General features: G+C 35.8%; 18 protein-coding genes and 1 pseudogene. 6 read left to right on the top strand and 13 right to left on the bottom strand.

Translation table 11 applies throughout. The features are described 5' to 3' along the window. Nucleotides 1–227 precede the first annotated feature (227 nt). Entirely contained in the window at nt 228–824 is a 597-nt protein-coding gene (locus ABWU23_RS01710; RefSeq protein WP_353270691.1) for a riboflavin synthase, read from the top strand. A 57-nt stretch (nt 825–881) separates the two neighbouring features. After that, on the top strand, nt 882–1,487 hold the full coding sequence (locus tag ABWU23_RS01705) for a CvpA family protein (RefSeq protein ID WP_253307316.1): 606 nt from the start codon (nt 882–884) through the stop codon (nt 1,485–1,487). Nucleotides 1,488–1,537: 50 nt separating this feature from the next. Here the strand turns inward: ABWU23_RS01705 and uvrC are convergent, their stop codons facing one another. From uvrC to ABWU23_RS01655, 10 genes are all read right to left on the bottom strand, one after another. Further along, entirely contained in the window at nt 1,538–3,358 is a 1,821-nt protein-coding gene (gene uvrC / locus ABWU23_RS01700) for an excinuclease ABC subunit UvrC (RefSeq protein ID WP_353270690.1), read from the bottom strand. 7 nt (nt 3,359–3,365) lie between these two features. Next, nucleotides 3,366–5,459: a glycine--tRNA ligase subunit beta gene (gene glyS, locus ABWU23_RS01695; RefSeq protein WP_353270689.1), complete on the bottom strand. Its 2,094-nt coding sequence runs from the start codon at nt 5,457–5,459 to the stop codon at nt 3,366–3,368. 3 nt (nt 5,460–5,462) lie between these two features. Next, on the bottom strand, nt 5,463–6,302 hold the full coding sequence (locus ABWU23_RS01690) for a glycine--tRNA ligase subunit alpha (protein WP_253307313.1): 840 nt from the start codon (nt 6,300–6,302) through the stop codon (nt 5,463–5,465). A gap of 44 nt (nt 6,303–6,346) precedes the next feature. Next, on the bottom strand, nt 6,347–7,105 hold the full coding sequence (locus ABWU23_RS01685; protein ID WP_253307312.1) for a phosphatidylglycerophosphatase: 759 nt from the start codon (nt 7,103–7,105) through the stop codon (nt 6,347–6,349). Between the two features lie 683 nt (nt 7,106–7,788). Next, nucleotides 7,789–8,787: a porphobilinogen synthase gene (gene hemB / locus ABWU23_RS01680; RefSeq protein WP_265045006.1), complete on the bottom strand. Its 999-nt coding sequence runs from the start codon at nt 8,785–8,787 to the stop codon at nt 7,789–7,791. Further along, nucleotides 8,780–9,805 (bottom strand): NADH-quinone oxidoreductase subunit NuoH, encoded by a 1,026-nt coding sequence (nuoH, locus tag ABWU23_RS01675; RefSeq protein WP_264687804.1) that lies wholly within the window; start codon nt 9,803–9,805, stop codon nt 8,780–8,782. Before nuoH ends, hemB begins: the two co-directional genes overlap by 8 nt. Next, the gene (gene nuoG, locus ABWU23_RS01670) at nt 9,789–11,837 is read right to left on the bottom strand and encodes an NADH-quinone oxidoreductase subunit NuoG (protein WP_353270688.1); all 2,049 of its coding nucleotides are present in this window, start codon (nt 11,835–11,837) and stop codon (nt 9,789–9,791) included. The genes nuoH and nuoG overlap by 17 nt, the downstream gene beginning before the upstream one ends. Before the next feature lie 5 nt (nt 11,838–11,842). After that, nucleotides 11,843–12,055: a hypothetical protein gene (locus ABWU23_RS01665; protein WP_006015760.1), complete on the bottom strand. Its 213-nt coding sequence runs from the start codon at nt 12,053–12,055 to the stop codon at nt 11,843–11,845. A 245-nt stretch (nt 12,056–12,300) separates the two neighbouring features. After that, complete coding sequence (locus ABWU23_RS01660; protein ID WP_264732578.1) at nt 12,301–13,803, bottom strand: leucyl aminopeptidase; 1,503 nt, start codon at nt 13,801–13,803, stop codon at nt 12,301–12,303. A gap of 96 nt (nt 13,804–13,899) precedes the next feature. Next, the gene (locus ABWU23_RS01655) at nt 13,900–14,550 is read right to left on the bottom strand and encodes a protocatechuate 3,4-dioxygenase (RefSeq protein WP_253310013.1); all 651 of its coding nucleotides are present in this window, start codon (nt 14,548–14,550) and stop codon (nt 13,900–13,902) included. Nucleotides 14,551–15,063: 513 nt separating this feature from the next. On the opposite strand from ABWU23_RS01655, the gene ABWU23_RS01650 reads away from it, so the two are divergent. Further along, nucleotides 15,064–15,282: a hypothetical protein gene (locus ABWU23_RS01650; protein WP_353270687.1), complete on the top strand. Its 219-nt coding sequence runs from the start codon at nt 15,064–15,066 to the stop codon at nt 15,280–15,282. 529 nt (nt 15,283–15,811) lie between these two features. Here ABWU23_RS01650 and ABWU23_RS01645 read toward each other — a convergent pair. Together ABWU23_RS01645 and ABWU23_RS01640 are read right to left on the bottom strand one after the other, a co-directional pair. After that, a pseudogene (locus ABWU23_RS01645) lies at nt 15,812–16,827 on the bottom strand (IS110 family transposase). 304 nt (nt 16,828–17,131) lie between these two features. Then, the gene (locus ABWU23_RS01640; RefSeq protein ID WP_264732356.1) at nt 17,132–17,317 is read right to left on the bottom strand and encodes a hypothetical protein; all 186 of its coding nucleotides are present in this window, start codon (nt 17,315–17,317) and stop codon (nt 17,132–17,134) included. On the opposite strand from ABWU23_RS01640, the gene ABWU23_RS01635 reads away from it, so the two are divergent. Next, nucleotides 17,311–17,436 (top strand): hypothetical protein, encoded by a 126-nt coding sequence (locus tag ABWU23_RS01635; RefSeq protein WP_265016525.1) that lies wholly within the window; start codon nt 17,311–17,313, stop codon nt 17,434–17,436. The genes ABWU23_RS01640 and ABWU23_RS01635 overlap by 7 nt on opposite strands. A gap of 87 nt (nt 17,437–17,523) precedes the next feature. On the opposite strand, the gene pdhA is transcribed toward ABWU23_RS01635, so the two are convergent. Next, nucleotides 17,524–18,504 carry a pyruvate dehydrogenase (acetyl-transferring) E1 component subunit alpha gene (gene pdhA, locus ABWU23_RS01630; protein WP_253302779.1) on the bottom strand — a complete coding sequence of 327 codons (981 nt, stop codon included), beginning with the start codon at nt 18,502–18,504 and terminating at the stop codon, nt 17,524–17,526. A 65-nt stretch (nt 18,505–18,569) separates the two neighbouring features. Between pdhA and hemJ the strand changes: the two genes are divergently transcribed. Together hemJ and miaB are read left to right on the top strand one after the other, a co-directional pair. Beyond that, entirely contained in the window at nt 18,570–18,998 is a 429-nt protein-coding gene (gene hemJ / locus ABWU23_RS01625) for a protoporphyrinogen oxidase HemJ (protein ID WP_253302778.1), read from the top strand. A gap of 269 nt (nt 18,999–19,267) precedes the next feature. Then, nucleotides 19,268–20,587 (top strand): tRNA (N6-isopentenyl adenosine(37)-C2)-methylthiotransferase MiaB, encoded by a 1,320-nt coding sequence (gene miaB, locus ABWU23_RS01620; RefSeq protein WP_264688421.1) that lies wholly within the window; start codon nt 19,268–19,270, stop codon nt 20,585–20,587. Nucleotides 20,588–20,813: the final 226 nt, after the last annotated feature.

The raw sequence follows: 20,813 nt of genomic DNA, 5'->3' as shown, positions 1-20,813 counted from the left end.
TTCCTACGTCATACCGCCGCGGATAGATCCCGCTAACAAGCAGCGGGATGACAGCAGTCCTACGTCATACCGTCACGGTATCTCACATAGATCCCACTAGCAAGCAGCGGAATGACGAATTTGTCATTTTTTAAATCGTTGGTAAACCAGAATTACTTTAGCTATAACAAAATAGAAGTAAGTTGTTGTAAAAAAATTTTCATGGTAAAATTATTTATTTTCACCATATGTTTAAAGGAATTATCACGGATATCGGGACTATAACTGATACTACCACTCACTCCAACTCTGATCAAATTTTCCATATCAAAACACAAAATTTACCCTCTATAAACAAAGGAGATTCAATAGCTTGCTCTGGTGTATGTTTAACTGTTGTGAACATACTGAACGATGTATTCACAGTTCAAGTGTCTCAAGAAACTATGAAGGTTGCTAACTTAAATACGTGGAGAATAGGAAAAAAAATAAACCTAGAACAAGCAATGCGGCTAAGCGACAGAATCGATGGCCACTTGGTTCAGGGTCATGTTGATGGGATAGTAAAAATTTTAACAATTGAGCGAAATTTAGATTCTCATGAAATCAAACTATCGTGCCCACAAGAATTAATTAAATTTGTTGCAAAAAAAGGCTCCGTTACACTAGACGGGGTTTTCCTTACAGTGAATTCAGTTATTAATCAGGAATTTATAGTAAATATAATTCCCTATACATGGGAAAATACAACTTTTCAGTACAACAAAATAAATGATTATCTGAATTTAGAAATTGACATGATCGCTAGGTATTTAGATCAATTGATGCAGCATAAATACAATTAATTTTACAACCTTGTTATTTACAACTATTATATCTTGAAAACCATATAGATATAAAATATGCTTTTCGATAGCCTAATTATCTTCATTGTTGTTCTATGCGTAATAATCTCGGTAACTAGAGGTTTTATAAAAGAGCTATGCGCATTGATGTTTCTATTTTTATCAATTTTTCTGACAGCTAATCACTATGATTTTTTCACTCCAAATTATAGTAAATATTTTGATTCTAAAGTTATACTAAACATACTTTCTACAATCTCTGTATTTATTATACTTAATCTTATATTCATGATAATAAACAACTGGCTAATGTACATATTATCACCCATAAGGTTGGGGTTTATCGATAGAGTTACTGGAATCTTTCTCGGAGTGCTTAAAGGAATATTGCTCTCTTATGTATTATTTTTTGCTGTGCACTTATATTGCTACACAGTATATGACAAAAAAGAATATGGCAAAAAAGAGGAACATTCTGAAATAAAAGCAGAAGACATATTGCCTAATTGGATAATAAATTCACACTCTTATCAGGCTTTATTTGTGACAGCAGAAGAAGTAATTGACATGTATGTACCAGAGTCGTTGATACTAAAAATAAAAGAGATCGGTGGAGAAATGGTTGATCAAGAAAAACCCAAAAACAATAAAAAAGAAGAGTAAATATTTATTTATAAATATGTTCATTAGGAGTATTCAAAAAGCCATATGTGTCAGGTTAAGAGCACTCCTCTCTTATAATTCACGTATTTAAGAATGACTTCTGCTAAACCTTTACTAATTCCATGTACGTTTTGAATTTCAGCCAGAGAAGCTTTGCTTATATTTTTCACTGAACCAAAATAAGACATCAACGCCTTTTTCCTTTTGTTGCCAATGCCGGATATTTTGCTTAATTGTGAAACTATAAACTGTTTATCGCGTTTTTTTCTATGTGAAGTTATCGCAAAACGGTGGGCTTCATTACGCAGCAATTGTAAGTAAAGCATGACTTTGCTGTCATTTGCCAGACTGAATTCTTCCCTGCCCAGCATATAAAATGTTTCATTTCCTGCGTTACGATCAGGACCTTTTGCCATACAAGCAAAAGGAACGTTTATATTCAATACTTCCAGTACATTCTGTACTATGGAAACATGTCCTGGTCCACCATCAATCAGTAAAAAATCAGGTATTATGCCTTTTATATTGCCGGAGAAACGTCTGGTTAGCACTTCCCTCATCATTTTATAGTCATCGCCTGAAAATTTTTCCTTTATAGTAAATTTTCTGTACTCACTTTTTAAAAAACCCTCCTGCCCTGCAACAACCATTACACCAATTTGTTGATTTCCAAATATATGGCTATTGTCATAAACCTCAATACGCTTTGGAATGTTTGGTAACAAGAAGATTTTGCTAAGCTCCTCAAGCTTTTCTAGGTTATTTCTATAATTGATAAGCTTCTGCTCTAAGCTATGCTGAGAGTTATCATAAACAAATTTCAATAAATCACGCTCTTTTTTATTCTTTGCATGCAGAACTTTTACTGGCTTTTGAGCAACCTTATATAGTGCTTGTTCTATAATTTCCTTATCCACAATAGAATCTGGAACGTAAATTTGTATTGGAGGTATGTTAGCTGAATTATAAAAATTGACCAAAAAGGTGGATAAAATTTCATCATTTGAGTGATCACCACAGTTCTCGGCAAAGTAAGGAGTGCTGCCGTAGTTGTCTTTATTTCTGAACGATAACACACTAATACATGCTAGATCCTCTTCACGTACAATACTGAAGAAATCTGCATCTTTTTCAAAAGAAAAATCCGTGTGCTGTATTTGAATTTGCTCAAGAAACTTTACCCGATCTCTATATATAGCAGCAAGCTCATAGTTTTCTTCACTGCTGCACTTTCTCATTGTGAAAAGTAACTGTTCTTTCACTTCCTTATTTCTTCCAAGCAATGTATTTCGTGCCTGTTTTACTGATTGGCAGTAGTCGTCTTTTGTGATTTTGTTTATGCATGGTGCTGAGCAGCGCTTAATTTGATATTCAATACATGGTCTTTTTGTTGAGGAAAAGTATTGATCTGAACATACTCTTAGGAGAAAAGCTTTTTGCAATGACAATATAGTTTGCTTAACAGCAGCGGCAGATGTAAAGGGACCATAATAATGAAACTCATTCTTCTTAAATTTGCCTCTATATTTTGCTATTCTTGGATAATCGTGCTTGGAAATTGTTATATAAGGATAAAATTTTCCATCCTTGAGCACAATATTATAAAGTGGTTTCAATGATTTTATTAACTGTGCTTCAAGAAGCAGTGCTTCGATTTCATTCTCAGTGATGAATATTTCAACCTTAACAACCTGTGAGAGCATAACTCTAATTCGTTCAGAAAGGTTTTCGAATTGAAGGTAGTCAGATAATCTCGATTTCAAGTTTTTTGCTTTACCAATGTATAAAACTTTATCCTTATCTCCAATCATCTTATACACACCACAAGACTGCGGAGATAATTTTACCTGTTCTTTATATTGCTTGAACATTTATCCATTACTTGACTTGTATGAGGTTAAAATCTGCTACTAAATGAAAGACGGAAACTACATTTTCAAGCAAAGATAATCTGTTTCTTCTCAGCTTATCAGAATCACAGTTAATCTTTACACTGTCCATAAACTGATTGATAAACGGAGCAAAACCAGCAAGTTCATCAAGCGCTGCATTAAAGTGGTTATTTTTTATCGCTTGTTTTATGTTTTTACAAGCAGTTATAGCACAATTTGATAGCGCAATTTCTTCATTTTCAATCAAAAATCTCTTACCGTAAGATGCACTATAAGTAGTGCCATCACTTTTCCTTACTTTGCTCATCATGTTACTGACTCTTTTGTAAGTGCTTAGAATCTGTTCACCTTCTGGCGTACTAAGATAACGATCCAATATAACAGTTTGCTTTTCTGCTGTCAGCAGATCATTAATATCGATTTTATATAGTATTGAATCTACGACATCTTGCCTTATATCTCTATTTTTTAAAATAACCTTGAATCTTTCTAAGCAGAATCTAAATACTAGTTCTGAAATTTGTTTTCTATTTGGCTTATCAACTGACGTTGTATTTTCATTAAATAGAAGCCTTGAATATAAAGATACTGACTTATCTATCAATAGCCTAATTGGAATATGCAAATTATTTTCAAGTATTGTTCTAATTATACTAATTGTCATTCTCCGCAAACCAAACTGATCATACGAACCAGAGATTTTCTCACCTGCTGCAATTAAACCAACTAAGCTATCCACTTTGTCTGCAATTGACACAGCAATTGCTGAAGGGGATTTAGGACACTCCTGCTCTGGCCCGATTGGCTTATAGTGTTCAGTTATAGCTTCCACTATTTCTCTATCTTCTTGAAAATAAGAAGCATAATATCCACCCATTACTCCTTGTAATTCTGGAAACTCTCTTACTATCGATGTTGCCAAATCAGCTTTTGCCAAATATGCAGCACGTTCAACTTTTATCAGCGAAGCATGTGGAATAAATATAGCTATATACTTTGACAGAGACGTAATACGCTTCACCTTTTCCCCCACGCTGCCAAGAAAAGCATGAAATAATATCGAACCCAATTTTTTGACATAATGATCCAGATCTTCCTTTTTGTCCTGAGATATCAAAAATTGTGCATCAGCAAGACGTGCTTCTAATATTCTTTCGTGTCCTTTAACAACTTCACCATTGTTGACGTTGACAACAGTGACAAAGTGTGAAATTCTCTTTCCATTACTTAAAGCAAGATATTTTTGCTGCGTATTAATTATACTAAGAATTACTTCCTTCGGTAATCCAAATGACTTTTCTTGATTCACTTCACCAAACAGTACGATTGGCCACTCTATAAGCCCTGTCAATTCATTTAGTAAATAATCATTTTTCTCAAGTTGTAAATTCTGCTCTTTTGTGAATTTATCAATCTGATCTAGTATAAATTGCTTTCTTTTGTCCAGCTGGAGAATTACGCTGTTTTTTTCTAGCAATTCAAAATAGTCTTTAGGTGCTTTAATAGTTAACGTCGCATCACTTGAGAGAAATCGATGGCCATATGTTGTGTTAGATGCTGTGATCCCTGCAAAAGACACAGGTATTATTTCGTCATTTAAAATGCATAAAATGTTTTTAATTGGCCTAACCCACCTTTCTTTTCCTTCGCCCCATCTCATGCTCTTCAACCAAGAAAAGTTTTTGAGCATTTCCTCCAGTTGATTTTTGAGGAATTCTCTGATGTTAAATGAGCAGCTTTCTCTTTTAATGAAGTAAAAATCCTCATTATTTACTTTTCGAACGAGCAAATCTTCTTCATTTTTCTGATATTTTCTTAAAAAACCTTCGATAGCACTTTTTGGTGCGTTAATGTTTGGTCCCTTAACTTCGTTATTGGAATCCTTTAGCTCCAAAGCATTTATGTTGTCAACAAATAGGGTAATGCGACGTGCCGTTACAAAAACCTCCATTGATGTAAATTTTACATTATTTTTGTTAAAAACATTGGCAATACAGCTCTTAACTTGAGTTGCAGCTACATTCTGCATTCTCGATGGTATTTCTTCTGAAAGGCACTCAAATAACAACTGCAACGACATACGCTATTTACTCATGTACAATTCGCAACATTTTTTTGTCAGCTCTCTAACTCTACCAATATGCGCTGTACGTTCATTGACACCAAGCACACCTCTTGCATCAAGCAGATTAAGTAGGTGACTAGTTTTAATACATTGGTCATAAGCTGCAATTGGTAGCTCCTTTTCAATAAGGAACTTACATAATTTTTCCGTATCTTCAAATTGCTGCTGTACCACTTTAGTATCATAATAATCTAACGCTAAATAAGAAAATTCATATTCTCTTTGTTTAAAAATATCTCCGTAAGTTACACCGTTATCGTTCCAAGTTATATCGTAAACATTATCTACACCTTGTATGCACATTGCTAAACGTTCCAACCCATATGCCACCTCACCAGGAATCATCTTGCAGTCAATCCCTCCAACTTGCTGTATATAAGTAAGCTGTGTTACTTCCATTCCATTGCATGTAACTTCCCATCCAAGTCCTGATGCACCAACACTTGGGTTTTCCCAATCATCTTCAACAAACTTAATATCATATTTTTCTGTAGATATGCCAAGAGCTTTTAAGCTATCTAAATAGACGTTTTGTAAATTATTACCAGATGGCTTTATTATAACTTGATATTGGTGATGTTGATACAAGCGATTAGGATTATCACTATAGCGTCCATCTGCTGGCCTAATTACTGGTTGTAGATATGCAATTTTTGTCGGTTTTGTATCAATTGCAGACATAATTGTTGCAGGATGTAATGTACCAGCACCAACTTCAGATGTGTATGGGTGAAGTATAACGCACCCTTCACCAGCCCAAAAATCTTGCAACTCTTTTATTATACTTTGTAAATTCACACAAATTGCACACTTTTTATACTAAATATATAAATAAATAAGTACTATTCAATATTTATTTTTTTTGCAGCACTATGTAAATAATCACCTAAAACTGCTGAACTTTCCCTCACATACTGAATTATGCTTTTATTTAGGACAATTGCATCATGCATAGTTAAATCGCAGAATATAAATGCTGTTAAATACAGTAAAATCACCGCATAAAATGTGTGAAAAATCCCCTCAAATGTAATTGAAATTGCATTATTATAGCTGAGTTGTATTGAACTTATTGGCCATGGTTTTATCACTTCTACGACATTAAAAAATACGTAAGGTATCATAAGAAAAAAGAAAAAGTGCATAAAATCATTAAACCAAAATGGGCATTGAAACATCTGCTTACATATACTCCCATAGAGTTTACTTACAGTATAATAAATTGACATTATTGCTGGCATTGAAAGTGCTACAGTCAATACTTGCCCTGACGCTATTTGTATTACTATTTCTTCACCACTGTTTGCTGAAGGGTCCTGAGCATGAAAAATAAATATTCCAATTAATTGTATTACTAACATAACTATTGCCAATTTTGTAAAAACAGCAGCTACAACTATTCCTGAATTTGGCATTTTATATAGTAAATATTCGCCTCCATATGTAAAAATCAATATAACATCGACAATAAATAATATTAAAAAAGAAGACCAATAGTTCTGCCAACCTGGTAAATATCCTATTCCCAAAAAAGAGCTTACTGTTTTGGCAGGAAAAACCTTACCTAGCATCTTTCCCAAAAATTCAAAAAAAATCCCCATGCTCTAAGTAACACTTGGTTTATATTATTTATAATACTGTATTGTAACGGACTTATCAATAGACTTCTTGCATAGAAAAAAGGCAAATAGTTATTATAGCCCTAAGTTTACCGACAACCGTTCCTCCCTGTCATCCGAGTAGCCTTCTCTTGTATGGTCCCAGAGTGTGATGGTGTGGGTCTATTATAAATATCAAGCAAATAAAAAAAAGGCAAAAGAAACCCCGGTCACTGTTTATTTTCAGTATTGGCGTTTTTTTAAGTCTTAAACACTGCAATTTAGCTGCTTTTAAGTGCAACTAACCTTAGCTTTAATATTTAAGAAATTTACTAAGCAGAAAAAAAGGCAAAAGATATCCCGTGTTAGCTAGTTGTCACTCTCTAATCCTGCAAATCGGCGTTCTATACTGTCTTAAACGCTTTGTAAGCGCGTTTCAGCTTATATGGGTAAAAACCCAGAAAGGTTGTGAAGACATAAGGTGCACATAGTGCAAAAAATTAAAAATAAGACGCCAATCACGTAATACTGTTGTCGTTTAATCTGCACAGATTGAAGATAATAAAATACCTTCAGTTTCATGGTAAGGGGGCTGGCGGAGTTTGTCAAGTAGGTTTTGCATTTTCATGCTACTTGGATTTTTCTAAATCATAATGTTTGCACAGACGTGCCTTTTAGCTACACTGCTAAACGGATACCAAATTTTTTGCAACATCAAGTGCAGCGTAAGTGAATATTGCACTTGCACCCGCACGTTTGAAACCAATCAAAGATTCATAAATCACCTTGTCATAATCTAGCCAGCCATTATTTGCAGCAGCTTTTATCATTGCGTACTCACCGCTTACTTGGTAAGCAAAAATCGGAAAATTAAACTTATCACTTGCTGTTTTGATAATATCCAAATATGGCATACCTGGTTTAATCATAATAAAATCTGCACCTTCATTTATATCCATTTCAATTTCGCAAATTGCTTCGTGCGCATTTTTATAATCCATTTGATAACCACTTTTGTCTATAGAATGTGATAGCCCACATGAACCAACGACTTGCCTGAATGGAGCATAGAAGCTAGAGCAATATTTCACCGCATAAGATAATATTAATACGTCTTGAAAGTTATTATCATCTAATGATTTTCTGATTCTTCCTATTCTACCATCCATCATATCAGAAGGAGCAACTATATCACATCCTGCCTTCGCTAAAGCAAGTGCTTGCTTACACAGTACTGATATAGTTTCATCGTTTTCTACATCCATCTGATTATCTTTTAAAATGCCGTCATGGCCATGAATAGTGTATGGATCCAGTGCAACGTCTGCAATAATACCAATTTCAGGTACCTTTAATTTTACAGCACGGATTGCTTTGCAGATTAAGTTGTCAGAATTATATGCTCCCTCAGCGTTTTCAGATTTTAGTTTACTATCAACTACAGGAAAAATTGCAACAGCATTAATTCCTAAATCTTTAGCTTCCTTAACTATAGACACTAATCCATCTATTGAATAACACTTTACGCCTGGTAAGCCAGAAATTGGTTCAGTTGTTTCTTTTCTGTCGTGAACAAACAGAGGAAGAACCAGATCATTTACTGATAGACTATTTTCACTTGTTAAATTGCGAACCCATTTGCTCGAGCGCCTGCGCCTTAATCTTGTATTTGGAAAATTAAACATTGGACCCAGGTAAATTCCCAGTAAAGAGCAACACTCCTGAAATGAGTACCACCCAAAGCACCGATATTGGCAGAAACACTTTCCAACCAAGACGCATTAGCTGATCATATCGATAACGAGGTATTGTTGCTCTAATCCAAATAAATACGAACAAAAGTATAACTATCTTCAAAACGAACCAAATCAAACCTGGAATTTTGTAAAGTAAACTGAACTCCAGCGGCGGATACCATCCTCCTAGAAAGAATATCGTCATCATAGCACTTGCTAGAATCATATTTGCATATTCTCCAAGAAAAAAGAGGGCAAAAGGCATGGATGAATATTCAACGTTATATCCAGAGACAAGCTCTGCTTCAGCTTCTGGTAAATCAAATGGGTGACGATTAGTTTCTGCAAGCAAAGAAATAAAAAATATTATTCCTATAGGCATTAGTAGCAAATCAACCCAAAATGGCATGTTGTGTTTCGCTACCACCATCTCTCCAAGGTTCAACGTACCAGTTGTAACAACAACTGTAGCAACTATTAAGCCTATTGAAACTTCATATGAAATCATCTGAGCAGCCGACCGTATAGCGCCAAGAAATGCATAATTAGAATTGCTTGACCAGCCTGCAATAATTACGCCGTATACTCCCAGCGACGATATAGCTAGCACATAAAGCACTCCAACATTAATATTTGCTATAACCTTAGGAATCACTACTTGCTGGCCATTTTCTACAATTACTTCAGCACCAAACGGTATAACTGCCCAGGCAATTAATGCCAAGATAAAGGTAAGCATTGGAGCCATAATGAACAGTATGGTGCTCGCTCTAAATGGTATTATCGGCTCTTTAATCAGTAGCTTAATAGCATCTGCAAATGGCTGCAATAGCCCAAAAGGTCCAACTACACTTGGGCCATGTCTCAGTTGAATTGCACCAATAACCTTACGCTCAAAGTATACCAAGTACGCAACTGAAAGTAGTAGCGGTACTAAAATAAATAAAATATTAACTAGCGTGTTCATAAAAAGCTTTAGTACAATCTGCCATTATTTTTGAAGCGCGACTTATTGAATCCATCATATAAAAATTACACTCCTTTAAAGTGAAAGGTGTATTACTTAAGCTTATCCCATCATTGCTAATTGGCACCCATGTGTTTTTTACCACTTGATCGGCATTTCTAAACTGTGGACCGATAGTATCTAATTTTTTTCTCACATCAAATAAACTATCATACGGTAAAGAAAGGTCTAAATATTGTGAAAGATTTTTAATAATTAACCAATCCTCCTTTGCTTCACCAGGTGGGAATACAGCTAAATTTGTTCTTTGCACTCGACCTTCAGTGTTTACATAAGTTGCATATTTTTCTGTATATGCAGCACCAGGCAAGATAACATCTGCCACATGTGCACCCTTATCACCGTGATGACCTTGATAAATTACAAATGTATTTTCTAATTTTGATGTATCAATTTCATCTGCACCAAGAAGATAAACCACTTCTATGTCACCACTTTCTGCATTTTCCAGTATCTGATTAGTGTCTTTTCCACCTTTTTCAGGAACAAACTCAACGTCCAGACCACCGACTCTTGCTGCAGCTTTATGCAGCACATTAAAGCCATTCCAATCATCTCTGATCATGTTAAATTTTTCTGCAATTTTGCCAGCTAGAATTAGAATTGATTCAGAATCATCTCTTATTAATGCATCTTGACCAATGATCAGCATAGGGTTTTGGGCGGCTACCAGCAGCTCACAGAATTTATGATTTCCATTTGCTATTTCACTCAAAATATCAGGATTATCGCCCAATTTCTCAACATGATACAAATATTCAATGTTAGGACCAACACTTGCAATAGGAAAGTTGCCCTGTAAATATCTCTTTCTCAATCTTACATTAATGATCGGTGCTTCTATCCTTGGATTTGTATTTATAAGCAGACACAAATCTGCATTCTCTATACCCTGGGTAGTGGTATTGAACACATAAGATCCGCGATTACTTGGTATAAGCTTTGCACCATCTTGCCTGCAGTCTATATTCCCCGAGCCGAGCTTCTGCATCACTTCTTTGAGTAGAAGCATAGACTCACAATCTGCTAAATCACCTGCAATTGCAGCTATTTTATTTGATTTTGTATTCTTTAATTTCTTTGCAGCAATAGTTAATGCTTCATTCCAATCAACTGGGGCTAATTTACCATCTTTTTTTACATAAGGTTGATCAAGACGCTGAACTTTTAGTCCATCATAGGCAAAGCGGGTTTTATCTGATATCCATTCTTCATTTACCTCTTCGCTCAGTCTTGGTAATATTCGCATAACTTCCAGGCCACGATAATCAACTCTAATGCTACTTCCCACAGCATCTAGCACATCTATAGTCTCACAATGTGATAGCTCCCATGGACGCGCTGTAAAGGAGTAAGGCTTTGAAGTTAAAGCCCCTACCGGGCAGAGATCTATGATATTTCCAGATAATTCAGAACTAATATGCCTTTTTATGTAAGTGCTAATCTCTACATTTTCTCCCCTTCCGATTCCTCCAAGTTCATTTGTACCTGCAACATCAGACAAAAATCTAACACACCGAGTGCAATGAATGCATCGATTCATCGCAGTCTCAATCAGTGGTCCGAAGTGTTTTTTTGGCACAGCCCTCTTATGCTCATCAAGTCTGCTGGTTCCTTTCCCATAAGCCATCGTGATATCTTGCAAATCGCATTCACCACCTTGATCGCAAATTGGGCAATCAAGCGGGTGGTTAATTAGCAAAAACTCAAGCACACCTTCACGTGCTTTTTTAACCTTAGGGGTATCAGTGTGAATAACCATCCCTTCTGCAACTGGCATTGCACAAGAGGCTACTGGTTTTGGAGGCCCACCCTCAACTTCAACCAAACACATTCTGCAGTTACCAGCAATTGCTAAACGCTCATGATAGCAAAAACGTGGAATTTCAACGCCCACGACTTCACAAGCTTGAATTATAGTGAGCCCATGCTCTACTTCACATTCCTTAGAATTAATAGTAACTTTAACCACAACTATTATACAGCTTCCCACTTTATAGGATTGCCGCTTACCTCATCTTCAACCAGATTGCCGTTATCATATTGAGCAGACATATAATTCATGCGCGAGTCACGATCTATATATCTAACAGGTTTTACCGGTTTATCTTTATACATTTTTTGCTCGGCCTTCTTACGCTGAGTAGGGTTATTTTTACTAGCTGTCTTTGCTTTCCCACCTACTGCCATATAAACTCCTAAAAACTTTTCATTCTATTTTAACACTTAAGTATATAGCGTCAATATTTAATAACTTTAAAATTTCAATAGATCTCTTATTATAATCACTGTTTAAATAAAAAGTTACTCCTTGATATCATTCCAGTGCTTGACCAGAAAAAAAGAAATATGCATCAGCTACTTTCATTTGCTGCGCCTCGAAAATAAACGTTCATGTAGCTGTGAGTCAAGCCATAAATCCAGTATAAAGACCTTTAATCATTGGCTTCGTAGTACTTTTTAACCAACTTATTAAGTAACCTTACACCAAAACCTACTGCTCCTCTTGGACAAATGTCAGTACCTTTTTCGTACCAAGCAGTGCCTGCGATATCTAAATGTGCCCAGCAAGTTTCATTCACAAAACGCTGTAAAAACTGTGCAGCCATTATGCTATCTCCACCAGAGCCTGCAGGAGCGATGTTTTGAACATCAGCAATCGGTGAATCAATAATTTTGTCATAAGTTTCATTCATAGGAAAACGCCATAACTTCTCACTTACTTCATTTCCTGCATCAATCAGACGGTTTGCTAATTCATCATTATTTGAAAAAAGACCAGCATATTCGTTATTTCCAAGTGCAACCACTATAGCACCAGTTAAAGTTGCAAGATCAATCATAAATTTTGGTGAGAATCTGTCTTGCGTATACCATAAAGCATCTGCAAGTATGAGCCTTCCTTCTGCATCGGTGTTCAACACTTCTATCGTCTGTCCAGACATTGAAGTTACTACATCACTCGGCCTTTGAGCATTACCACCCACTGCATTCTCTGCAAGTGCAACCACGCCGATTGCATTTACTTTTGCTTTTCGTCCTGCTAAAGCATGCATCACCCCAACTACAGCAGCAGAGCCTGCCATGTCATATTTCATCGACTCCATACCACGTGAAGGTTTGAGTGATACTCCACCAGTGTCAAACGTTATACCTTTACCAACAAAAGCTATTGGCTTTTGTTCTTTAGAAGCCCCATTCCATTTTATCACTACTAATTTTGGTTCTTTACTACTTCCTTGTGCGACTCCAAGCAAGGCTCCCATTTTTTTCTCTTCCATCTGCTTTTTATCAAGCACTTCGATTTCAAGACCAAGCTTAGTAAGCTCTTTTTTTATATGATCAGCATAGGATTCTGGATATAGAATGTTAGGAGGCTCTGTTATAAAAGAGCGCGCAAGGAATATACTCTCACCTTCTTGCCTTAAGTGCTCAAATGATCTTTCAGCATTACTTAATTGCTCATCTTTTACTAATACGGTAATTTCCTCTACCTCTGTAATTTTCTCATCCTTTTTAGTTTTATACTTATCAAACTTAAAACTACGCAAAAACGCACCATATGCAACATTTGCTGCACTACCTTCGATTAAAATCGCTGCTTTCTTAATTTTTAATCTGCTTAGCTCACAATATATTTTACCACCAATATTTAATTCTTTATTTTCATTCCATTCATCCTTCTTACCAAGTCCAACAACTACAACGTTTTTTCCTTCTGGTAAAATGGTAGAAGAAAATTCACCAAAGCTTCCATTAAAATCGCTAAATTGCTTTATATTATCTATGATCTGTTTTCCTTGCAAAACTCCGCCATCATTTACGGTTTCGTTGTCCTCAAATAAACCCATTACTATTGTTTTAAAATCGGGCGAAATTTTAGAAATTGTTATTTTCATTGCTGGCATCTCCGTTGCAAATAATTGTAAACTGTACATAAAACATAGCAAAAACATCAGTAAGATATTTTTCATATACATCCTAAGTACAATAACATTCAAGTTTACTATGGACTACCTTACATGCAAGGGTTTTTATCTTTTATTAGAGAACTTATTATATCCACCCAAGGTAATGTTAAACGTATAGGTTTTTATGACCTGATCACTGTAAGTAAATGGTGTTATGAGAAGGCTTGCAAGCCCATTACTAACAAAATCTCCAAGAACAGGATCAGCACAATTATCGCAATTATGGTCAGCAAAAAACATTTGCGTTGTGAATTCTGGAAAATCTGGATGTTGAACTAGAAAGTTAATATGTGGAGCTCTCTCACCAATTTTACCAGGTGCTATCGTAATAAAATTATAATAGCCAAGATTATTCACTACAAACCTTCCTGATCCAGCAAAATTCGGATCGAGTTGATTATCCTCTATATTCTCATCGTAATGGTTCACGCCGCGTGAATTCGCGTGCCATATAGAAACTACAGCATTTTGTATTGGTAAACAGTTTATATCAGTAATTCTACCCACTATGTGTATTAATTCTCCTATTGCACTATTTGGAGAACCAGCTTTCCTTCTTAAATTGTTTGAAGAGCTAAAATTTTTTGGCCTTGCATCAAGGTCATATATTTCTGGAGTTTCAATGCAGTTGAGCAAAACAGGATCAGCTGCAAATAGCGGCAAACTGAATACCGTTTGTACTAAAAACGCTAATAAGATATTTTTCACATTCATTTCATTCACAATAGACTTCTTGCATAACCATATAACAAACTTTTATTGGGAATAGAAACGAAAAAATTACTTTACAAGCTTCGCCAGCCCCCTTATCATGAAAATGAAGCTATTTATTTATCTTCTCTGTACAGATTAAATGACAAAAAAACTCAACGTATTTGGCGTCTCATGTTTAATTTTTTGCACTATGTGCACCTTATGTCTTTATCAAATTTCTAGGTTTTTACCTACACAAGCTGAAATACGCTTATAAAGCATTTAAAACATCAAAAAACGCCAACTTAAAAAATGGATAGTGAATAACTAGCTACCCTAGGGTTTCTTTTGCCTTTTTTTCTGTTTAGTAAATTTCTTAACGTTTATAATTTAGATTAGTTGCGGTTTAAAAGCAGCTGAATCGCGGTTATTAAGCGTTTAGAATAAAAAAACGCCATACTTGAAAGTATAATGTAAGTAATTAGCCAACCACGGGGCTTCTTTTGCCTTTTTTTTCATTTGGTAAATTTCTTAATGTTTATAGCTAAACGACAACCGTCATTCCAGTACCTTCTCTTGTCATCCCAGTGCCCAGACACTGGGATCCAGTTCTTATTACCTGGTATAAAGTTAAGTTTTCTGGATTCCAGTGGGCTTTGTTGCATCGCTACTTATGAAAGGCTAACTATAGCTAGGATTATAAGCAACCTATTGAAAATCTTGTTTTTTTACAATCAATCTGATCAAATTTAAGAATAGTAATTTATTATTTATATTAATAAACTTAATTCTATTGAAAATAGCTAAAGCATTGAAATTCTTGAATTTTAGCCGGATTAGTGAGTGGTAGTGAAATTTCTTTTACTCAAATTTAGGTATTCACTGACCGTTCTTGTTATAAATACCAGAATAATAAGCTACTGATATTCTCCATCTTTTTTATCTTTAATCCATCATAGCTAGCGATGCAACAAAGCCATTCCAGTGTCTGGGCACTGGAATGACACCGTCTTGGATGGAAGGGCTGGATGACAGGAGATACCGTCTTGTTAGTCAACAAAAAAATTATAAAATTTCCCAAGTTGCATCATAAAATCAAAAAATACTTCCAATTGTGTAACAGTACACAGATTATAGTTAGTGGATATGTTGATAAGTAAATTAGTTTTATACGCACAAAACAGATGAAATTTACTTATCAACATATCCACTAACCAACAACATTCAATAAATTTGTGTAAGATACCACTTTACATAAGATAGATAGGAAGCATTTTTGATTTTAAAGTACTAAACCTTCAGTCAACCTCCTAGCCCTGTAGTTTTTGATATGGTTAGGATCAAAAGCACTTTTGGATGTCAGAATACCGAAAATGATATGGAGTAGCTTACGCATTGCAGCACCAACGATGGCCATATTATGCTTACCCTTTTCCTTTAATCTTTGGCAAAAGCTCATAATGATAGGATTGTGATTCTTAGCTACTATGGCAGGAAAGAAAAGTGCCTTACGTAATGTTTGTGAACCGGATTTACTTAATCTGGGTTTGGCATATACAGAGGAACCTGACGTCATATTTCGTGGTATAACTCCTGTATATGCTGCCAATTGCCTGGCATCTCTAAAAACCTCTATATCAGAAACTTCAGCTAAAATAGCTATTGCTGATTCTTCTCCTATGCCTGGAATAGTCAATAGAAGTTGAAAATTTTCCAACAATTCTTTGTGTTGATTTAATAGTTCACGTACGGAGTTTTTTATTGTTTCTATTTTTTGAGCTATATTCATTGCAAGGTCTTCCCAAGCATTTGCAACTTCTTTAGGCAGTCTCTCTTTTTTTTCTAAGTGGTTATTTACTAATGTTAACTCATCTTTTAACGCAACTGAGCAACGATAAAGATGTTTTAATTTTTTCATTTCAGGAGAAGGTGGTGTCCAACTAGAAGGTTCCTGTCTTTGGCAATAATCAGCAATAACTTCTGCATCGGTCTGATCATTCTTTTGTCGTATCAGCTTACTCCTTGCATAAGATTTTATGCAATAAGGATTTACAACACTTACAAAATGTCCAGCATTGTGTAGAAATTCAGCCAGTGCTTCGCTATAACAACCAGTAGATTCCATGCAGGTTTTTACTTTTTCTACATTATGTTTGTGTAGAAAATTCAGTAGACTTTGAAACCATCGTTCTTAAAGCTTCTTTTTCTAGTTTCACGCTTTCCTTTTTTGCTTATAAATGAGAGAAAAACATCAAAGCGATCTTTTGATATATCTATGCCCAAAAAGTTGTTGATCATATATAACCCCATACGTTACCATTAAAAATGAAAAGTAAGGCTAGTCTTGTGAATACAGAATTAGAACCATTCAGGTCTTTCTACGATACCGTCCAGCCTATACTTTTGAGAAGGGAATTCTTATCTCCTCTACAGATTTTATATCTAAGAAGAAGCACAGAGTTCCTCCCTTCTCCACCTAATGCTTAAGCTTAAAACATTAGATGCTTTTGACAAGATACAAGAAAGGGCTACTCGGATAACAAGAAAGAGGCTACTCGGATGACACCCTGACAACCGTCATCCCGCTGCTTGTTAGCGGGATCTATGTTAAGAGATACCGCGAATGAATCGCGGTATGACGTAGGACTGCTGTCATCCCAGTTCCCAGACACTGGGATCCAGTTTTCCATATAATCTCATCGAAAATGTTGTAACCACTTTCTATGCTAGTTTGCTTGCTTACAAGCAAACTTTTCTGGATCCCAGTGTCGGGGCACTGGGATGACACCATTCTTTTTCCTGGATCCAAGTAGTCAGGGCACTGGGATGACAAGAAGAGGGCACTGGGCCGTCATAAAGGAATCAGTTTCAGCTACTCGGATGACAAGAAGAAGGCTACTTAGATGACGGGAGAAGGAGCTACTTGAATGACATCGTTTACTATACAATGTTCGTACAGTTAGTTGCCACCTGGATAAAAAAAAAGAAGCCTACTTAGCTAACAAATTTATAAACATCAGTATACAACTCATCAACGCTTGGTTCTTTACTATTTTTGGCAAAATCTTCCGACTTTTTTACTAAATCACGTACTTCCTTATCAATTACTTTACATTCTTCTTCTGAAGCAATTTTATTATCTATCATGTATTTCTTTAAAGTGCCTATAGGGTCATGATTTTGCTTCATATCTTCAACTTCTTCTTTTAAGCGATAAGTAGCAGGATCTGACATCGAATGGCCGCGATATCGATATGTCTTCATTTCAAGCAGGATAGGCCCTTTTCCGCTGCGTGTGTGTTCCGCTGCTTCGCTTGTAGCCGCATAAACAGAGAAAAAATCCATTCCATCAACTTGTTTTCCAGGAATACCAAAACTTTCTCCTTTTTTATATAGCTCAGTTACCAAAGTGGATCTTTCTACAGAAGTACCCATTGCATATCCGTTATTCTCTATAATATAAACTACAGGTAACTTCCATAAAGCTGCCATATTAAATGATTCATATGTTTGCCCTTGATTTACAGCACCGTCACCAAAATACGTGAATACCACGTTGTCTCTTTTCTTATATTTATTAGCAAATGCTATTCCTGTGCCAATTGGAACTTGTGCCCCCACTATTCCATGTCCGCCGAAGAATTTTTTTGCAACGTCAAATACGTGCATCGAACCACCTTTACCTTTCGAGCATCCTGTTTCTTTGCCAGTGAGTTCTGCCATTACAACATTTGGATCAGAATTACATGCGAGCATTAAGCCATGGTCTCTATAACTTGTGATAAAAGCGTCACCTAATTTTGATGCAGCTTGAGTTCCAACTGCAACTGCTTCTTGCCCTATTGATAGGTGACAGAACCCACCTATTAATCCCATTCCATATAATTGTCCTGCTTTTTCTTCAAATCTGCGTATGAGTAGCATTTTCCTGTAGAATCCAATTATCTGTTCTTTAGTGAAATTTTCTGCTTTCATATCGATTTCTTTTTCATTAAACTAAAATAATATCAGAAATTTTTAACATTTTGTAATAAATCTCAATGGATTACTACCACTGGCTTGAAGCTTTTCACGTTATCTCCGCCATTATGTGGATGGCAGGTATGCTTTATTTACCCAGGCTTTATGTCTACCACGCAACTGTAAAACCGGGATCGGAAAATGATAGCTTGCTTCAAACAATGGAAAAGAGGCTACTTAGATATATCATAAACCCTGCAATGCTTTTCTCACTTGGTCTTGGAATCACATTAATGGTTATTAGGGAAGCATATCGTGAAGGATGGTTTCATGTAAAAGCATTTGCAATACTTTTGATGTTAATTATTCATATGCTACTTGCAAAATATAGGAAAAATTTTGCAATGGGTTCAAATGAAAAAAAACACGTTTATTTTCGTGTTTTAAATGAAGCAGTTACAGTATTGATAATAGTTATAGTTATTATGGTTGTTGTAAAACCTTTTTGACTGACCTTACCCAGAAAAAGCAGAAAGCTCAGCTACTCTTCTATTTTCATTTTTGACTTTTTTGAAAATAACATAAGCTAAAGTTACTGAGGTTTACCAATGATTTTTACAGGGATACTGGTGAAGTCGAGTTGCAATAGCTGTGTGCTTGACATTGGGATCCAATTTTATAAAAATCTATTGTGCTAGCAAGTTCACTAGCGTCACGCGCTGGTCTGTTGGACATTTAATGTGATTATATGTAGGGTTTTGAAAAAGACATACCAAATATGAAAGGCCTATATATTAAAACTTACGGCTGTCAGATGAACGTTTATGACTCCGTTTTAATGGAAAATATAATTAAACCTTTGGGGTTCAACGTTGTTAGTGATGCAGAAAAAGCTGATTTGGTGATACTGAACACTTGTCACATTAGAGAGAAGGCAGCAGAAAAGCTTTATTCTGAGCTCGGGAAGATTCATTCGTCACGAAAAGAAATTACTATAGTGGTGGCTGGATGTGTAGCGCAAGCAGAGGGAGAAGAAGTATTCAGAAGGGCTCCTTTTGTTGATATTGTTGTTGGTCCGCAGAGTATCGCTACCTTACCGGAGCTGATAGTCAAAGCAAGCAGAAGTAAAGGTCATGTAATAAACACTGATTTTCCTGAAGTTGCAAAGTTTGATAAATTGCCAGATGAATGCTATGGCAATAGCCAGGGGTCTTCTGCGTTTCTTGCCATACAAGAAGGTTGTGATAAATTTTGTACGTTTTGTGTAGTACCATATACTCGTGGAGCTGAGTATTCACGGCCAGTGAATGAAATATTTCGTGAAGCATTGAAATTAGTTGCAAATGGGGCGAAGGAAATCAATTTGCTTGGTCAGAACGTCAATGCTTACCATGGGAAATGCGAAGGGGAAGTGTGGGATTTAGGCAAATTAGTTAGTCATATTGCTAAAATTGAAAAGCTAGAGAGGATTCGTTATACAACTTCTCATCCAAGAGATATGCATGAATCTCTCTACTTGGCACATGCGGAAGAGCCAAAACTCATGCCATTTATTCACCTGCCTGTGCAGTCAGGTTCGAATAAAATATTGCACGCGATGAACAGAAAGCACACTGCAGAGGAGTATTTGGAAATAATAGACAGATTTCGCAAATTGAAACCTGAAATCGAATTTTCTTCTGATTTTATTGTTGGTTTTCCTGGAGAAACCGAAAAAGATTTTGAAGAAACTGTAAAATTAGTAGAAAAAATTAGATATGCTCAGGCTTATAGCTTTAAATATAGCCCAAGACCAGGTACACCAGGAGCAGAAAGAAAAGATCAAGTACCAGAAGAGGTTAAAACAGAACGCCTTCTTCGTTTACAGAAATTAATTAGTAAGCAACAACTTGAGTTTAACCAGAGTATGGTAGGCAAAACTATACCTGCTTTGTTCAGTGATAAAAAAGGCAAACACCAAAACCAAATTATTGGTAAAAGCCCATATATGCAATCAGTGTGCATTGATGATCCTGAAGGGAAGTATAGAGATAAAATAGTAAATGTGAAGGTATTGGAAGCTCGGCAGAATAGTTTGTTGGGGTGTGGTGCAGGATAGCTCTGTTGGACATCCGTCAGAGAATTATTTTGATTGAGAGAAAGTACCCCTATAGAACAAGATAGAAGTACTTCACGTAGTTTATTTCAAGTTTATCAACTATAGCTAAAGTAATTTAGGCTTACCGACAACCGTCATCCCGCTACTTGTTAGCGGGATCTAGAGATACCGTGACGATATGACGGTTAAGCTGAGATACCGCGAATGAATCGCGGTATGACGTGGG

Origin of the sequence: Wolbachia endosymbiont (group A) of Hedychridium roseum, assembly GCF_964028325.1 — a bacterium.
In the GTDB taxonomy this organism is placed as follows: domain Bacteria; phylum Pseudomonadota; class Alphaproteobacteria; order Rickettsiales; family Anaplasmataceae; genus Wolbachia.
This window is presented reverse-complemented; position numbering and strand designations above follow the sequence as displayed.

Coding starts and splice junctions, on each gene's coding strand:
- uvrC (WP_353270690.1), bottom strand. CDS start 3,358: ATGTTCAAGCAATATAAAGAACAGGTAAAATTATCTCCGCAGTCTTGT.
- hemB (WP_265045006.1), bottom strand. CDS start 8,787: ATGTTTAATTTTCCAAATACAAGATTAAGGCGCAGGCGCTCGAGCAAA.
- miaB (WP_264688421.1), top strand. CDS start 19,268: ATGAAAGGCCTATATATTAAAACTTACGGCTGTCAGATGAACGTTTAT.
- ABWU23_RS01685 (WP_253307312.1), bottom strand. CDS start 7,105: ATGGGGATTTTTTTTGAATTTTTGGGAAAGATGCTAGGTAAGGTTTTT.
- ABWU23_RS01705 (WP_253307316.1), top strand. CDS start 882: ATGCTTTTCGATAGCCTAATTATCTTCATTGTTGTTCTATGCGTAATA.
- ABWU23_RS01660 (WP_264732578.1), bottom strand. CDS start 13,803: ATGTACAGTTTACAATTATTTGCAACGGAGATGCCAGCAATGAAAATA.
- ABWU23_RS01710 (WP_353270691.1), top strand. CDS start 228: ATGTTTAAAGGAATTATCACGGATATCGGGACTATAACTGATACTACC.
- nuoH (WP_264687804.1), bottom strand. CDS start 9,805: ATGAACACGCTAGTTAATATTTTATTTATTTTAGTACCGCTACTACTT.
- ABWU23_RS01635 (WP_265016525.1), top strand. CDS start 17,311: ATGACACCATTCTTTTTCCTGGATCCAAGTAGTCAGGGCACTGGGATG.
- ABWU23_RS01650 (WP_353270687.1), top strand. CDS start 15,064: ATGTTTATAGCTAAACGACAACCGTCATTCCAGTACCTTCTCTTGTCA.
- ABWU23_RS01665 (WP_006015760.1), bottom strand. CDS start 12,055: ATGGCAGTAGGTGGGAAAGCAAAGACAGCTAGTAAAAATAACCCTACT.
- pdhA (WP_253302779.1), bottom strand. CDS start 18,504: ATGAAAGCAGAAAATTTCACTAAAGAACAGATAATTGGATTCTACAGG.
- glyS (WP_353270689.1), bottom strand. CDS start 5,459: ATGTCGTTGCAGTTGTTATTTGAGTGCCTTTCAGAAGAAATACCATCG.
- ABWU23_RS01655 (WP_253310013.1), bottom strand. CDS start 14,550: ATGAATGTGAAAAATATCTTATTAGCGTTTTTAGTACAAACGGTATTC.
- hemJ (WP_253302778.1), top strand. CDS start 18,570: ATGGATTACTACCACTGGCTTGAAGCTTTTCACGTTATCTCCGCCATT.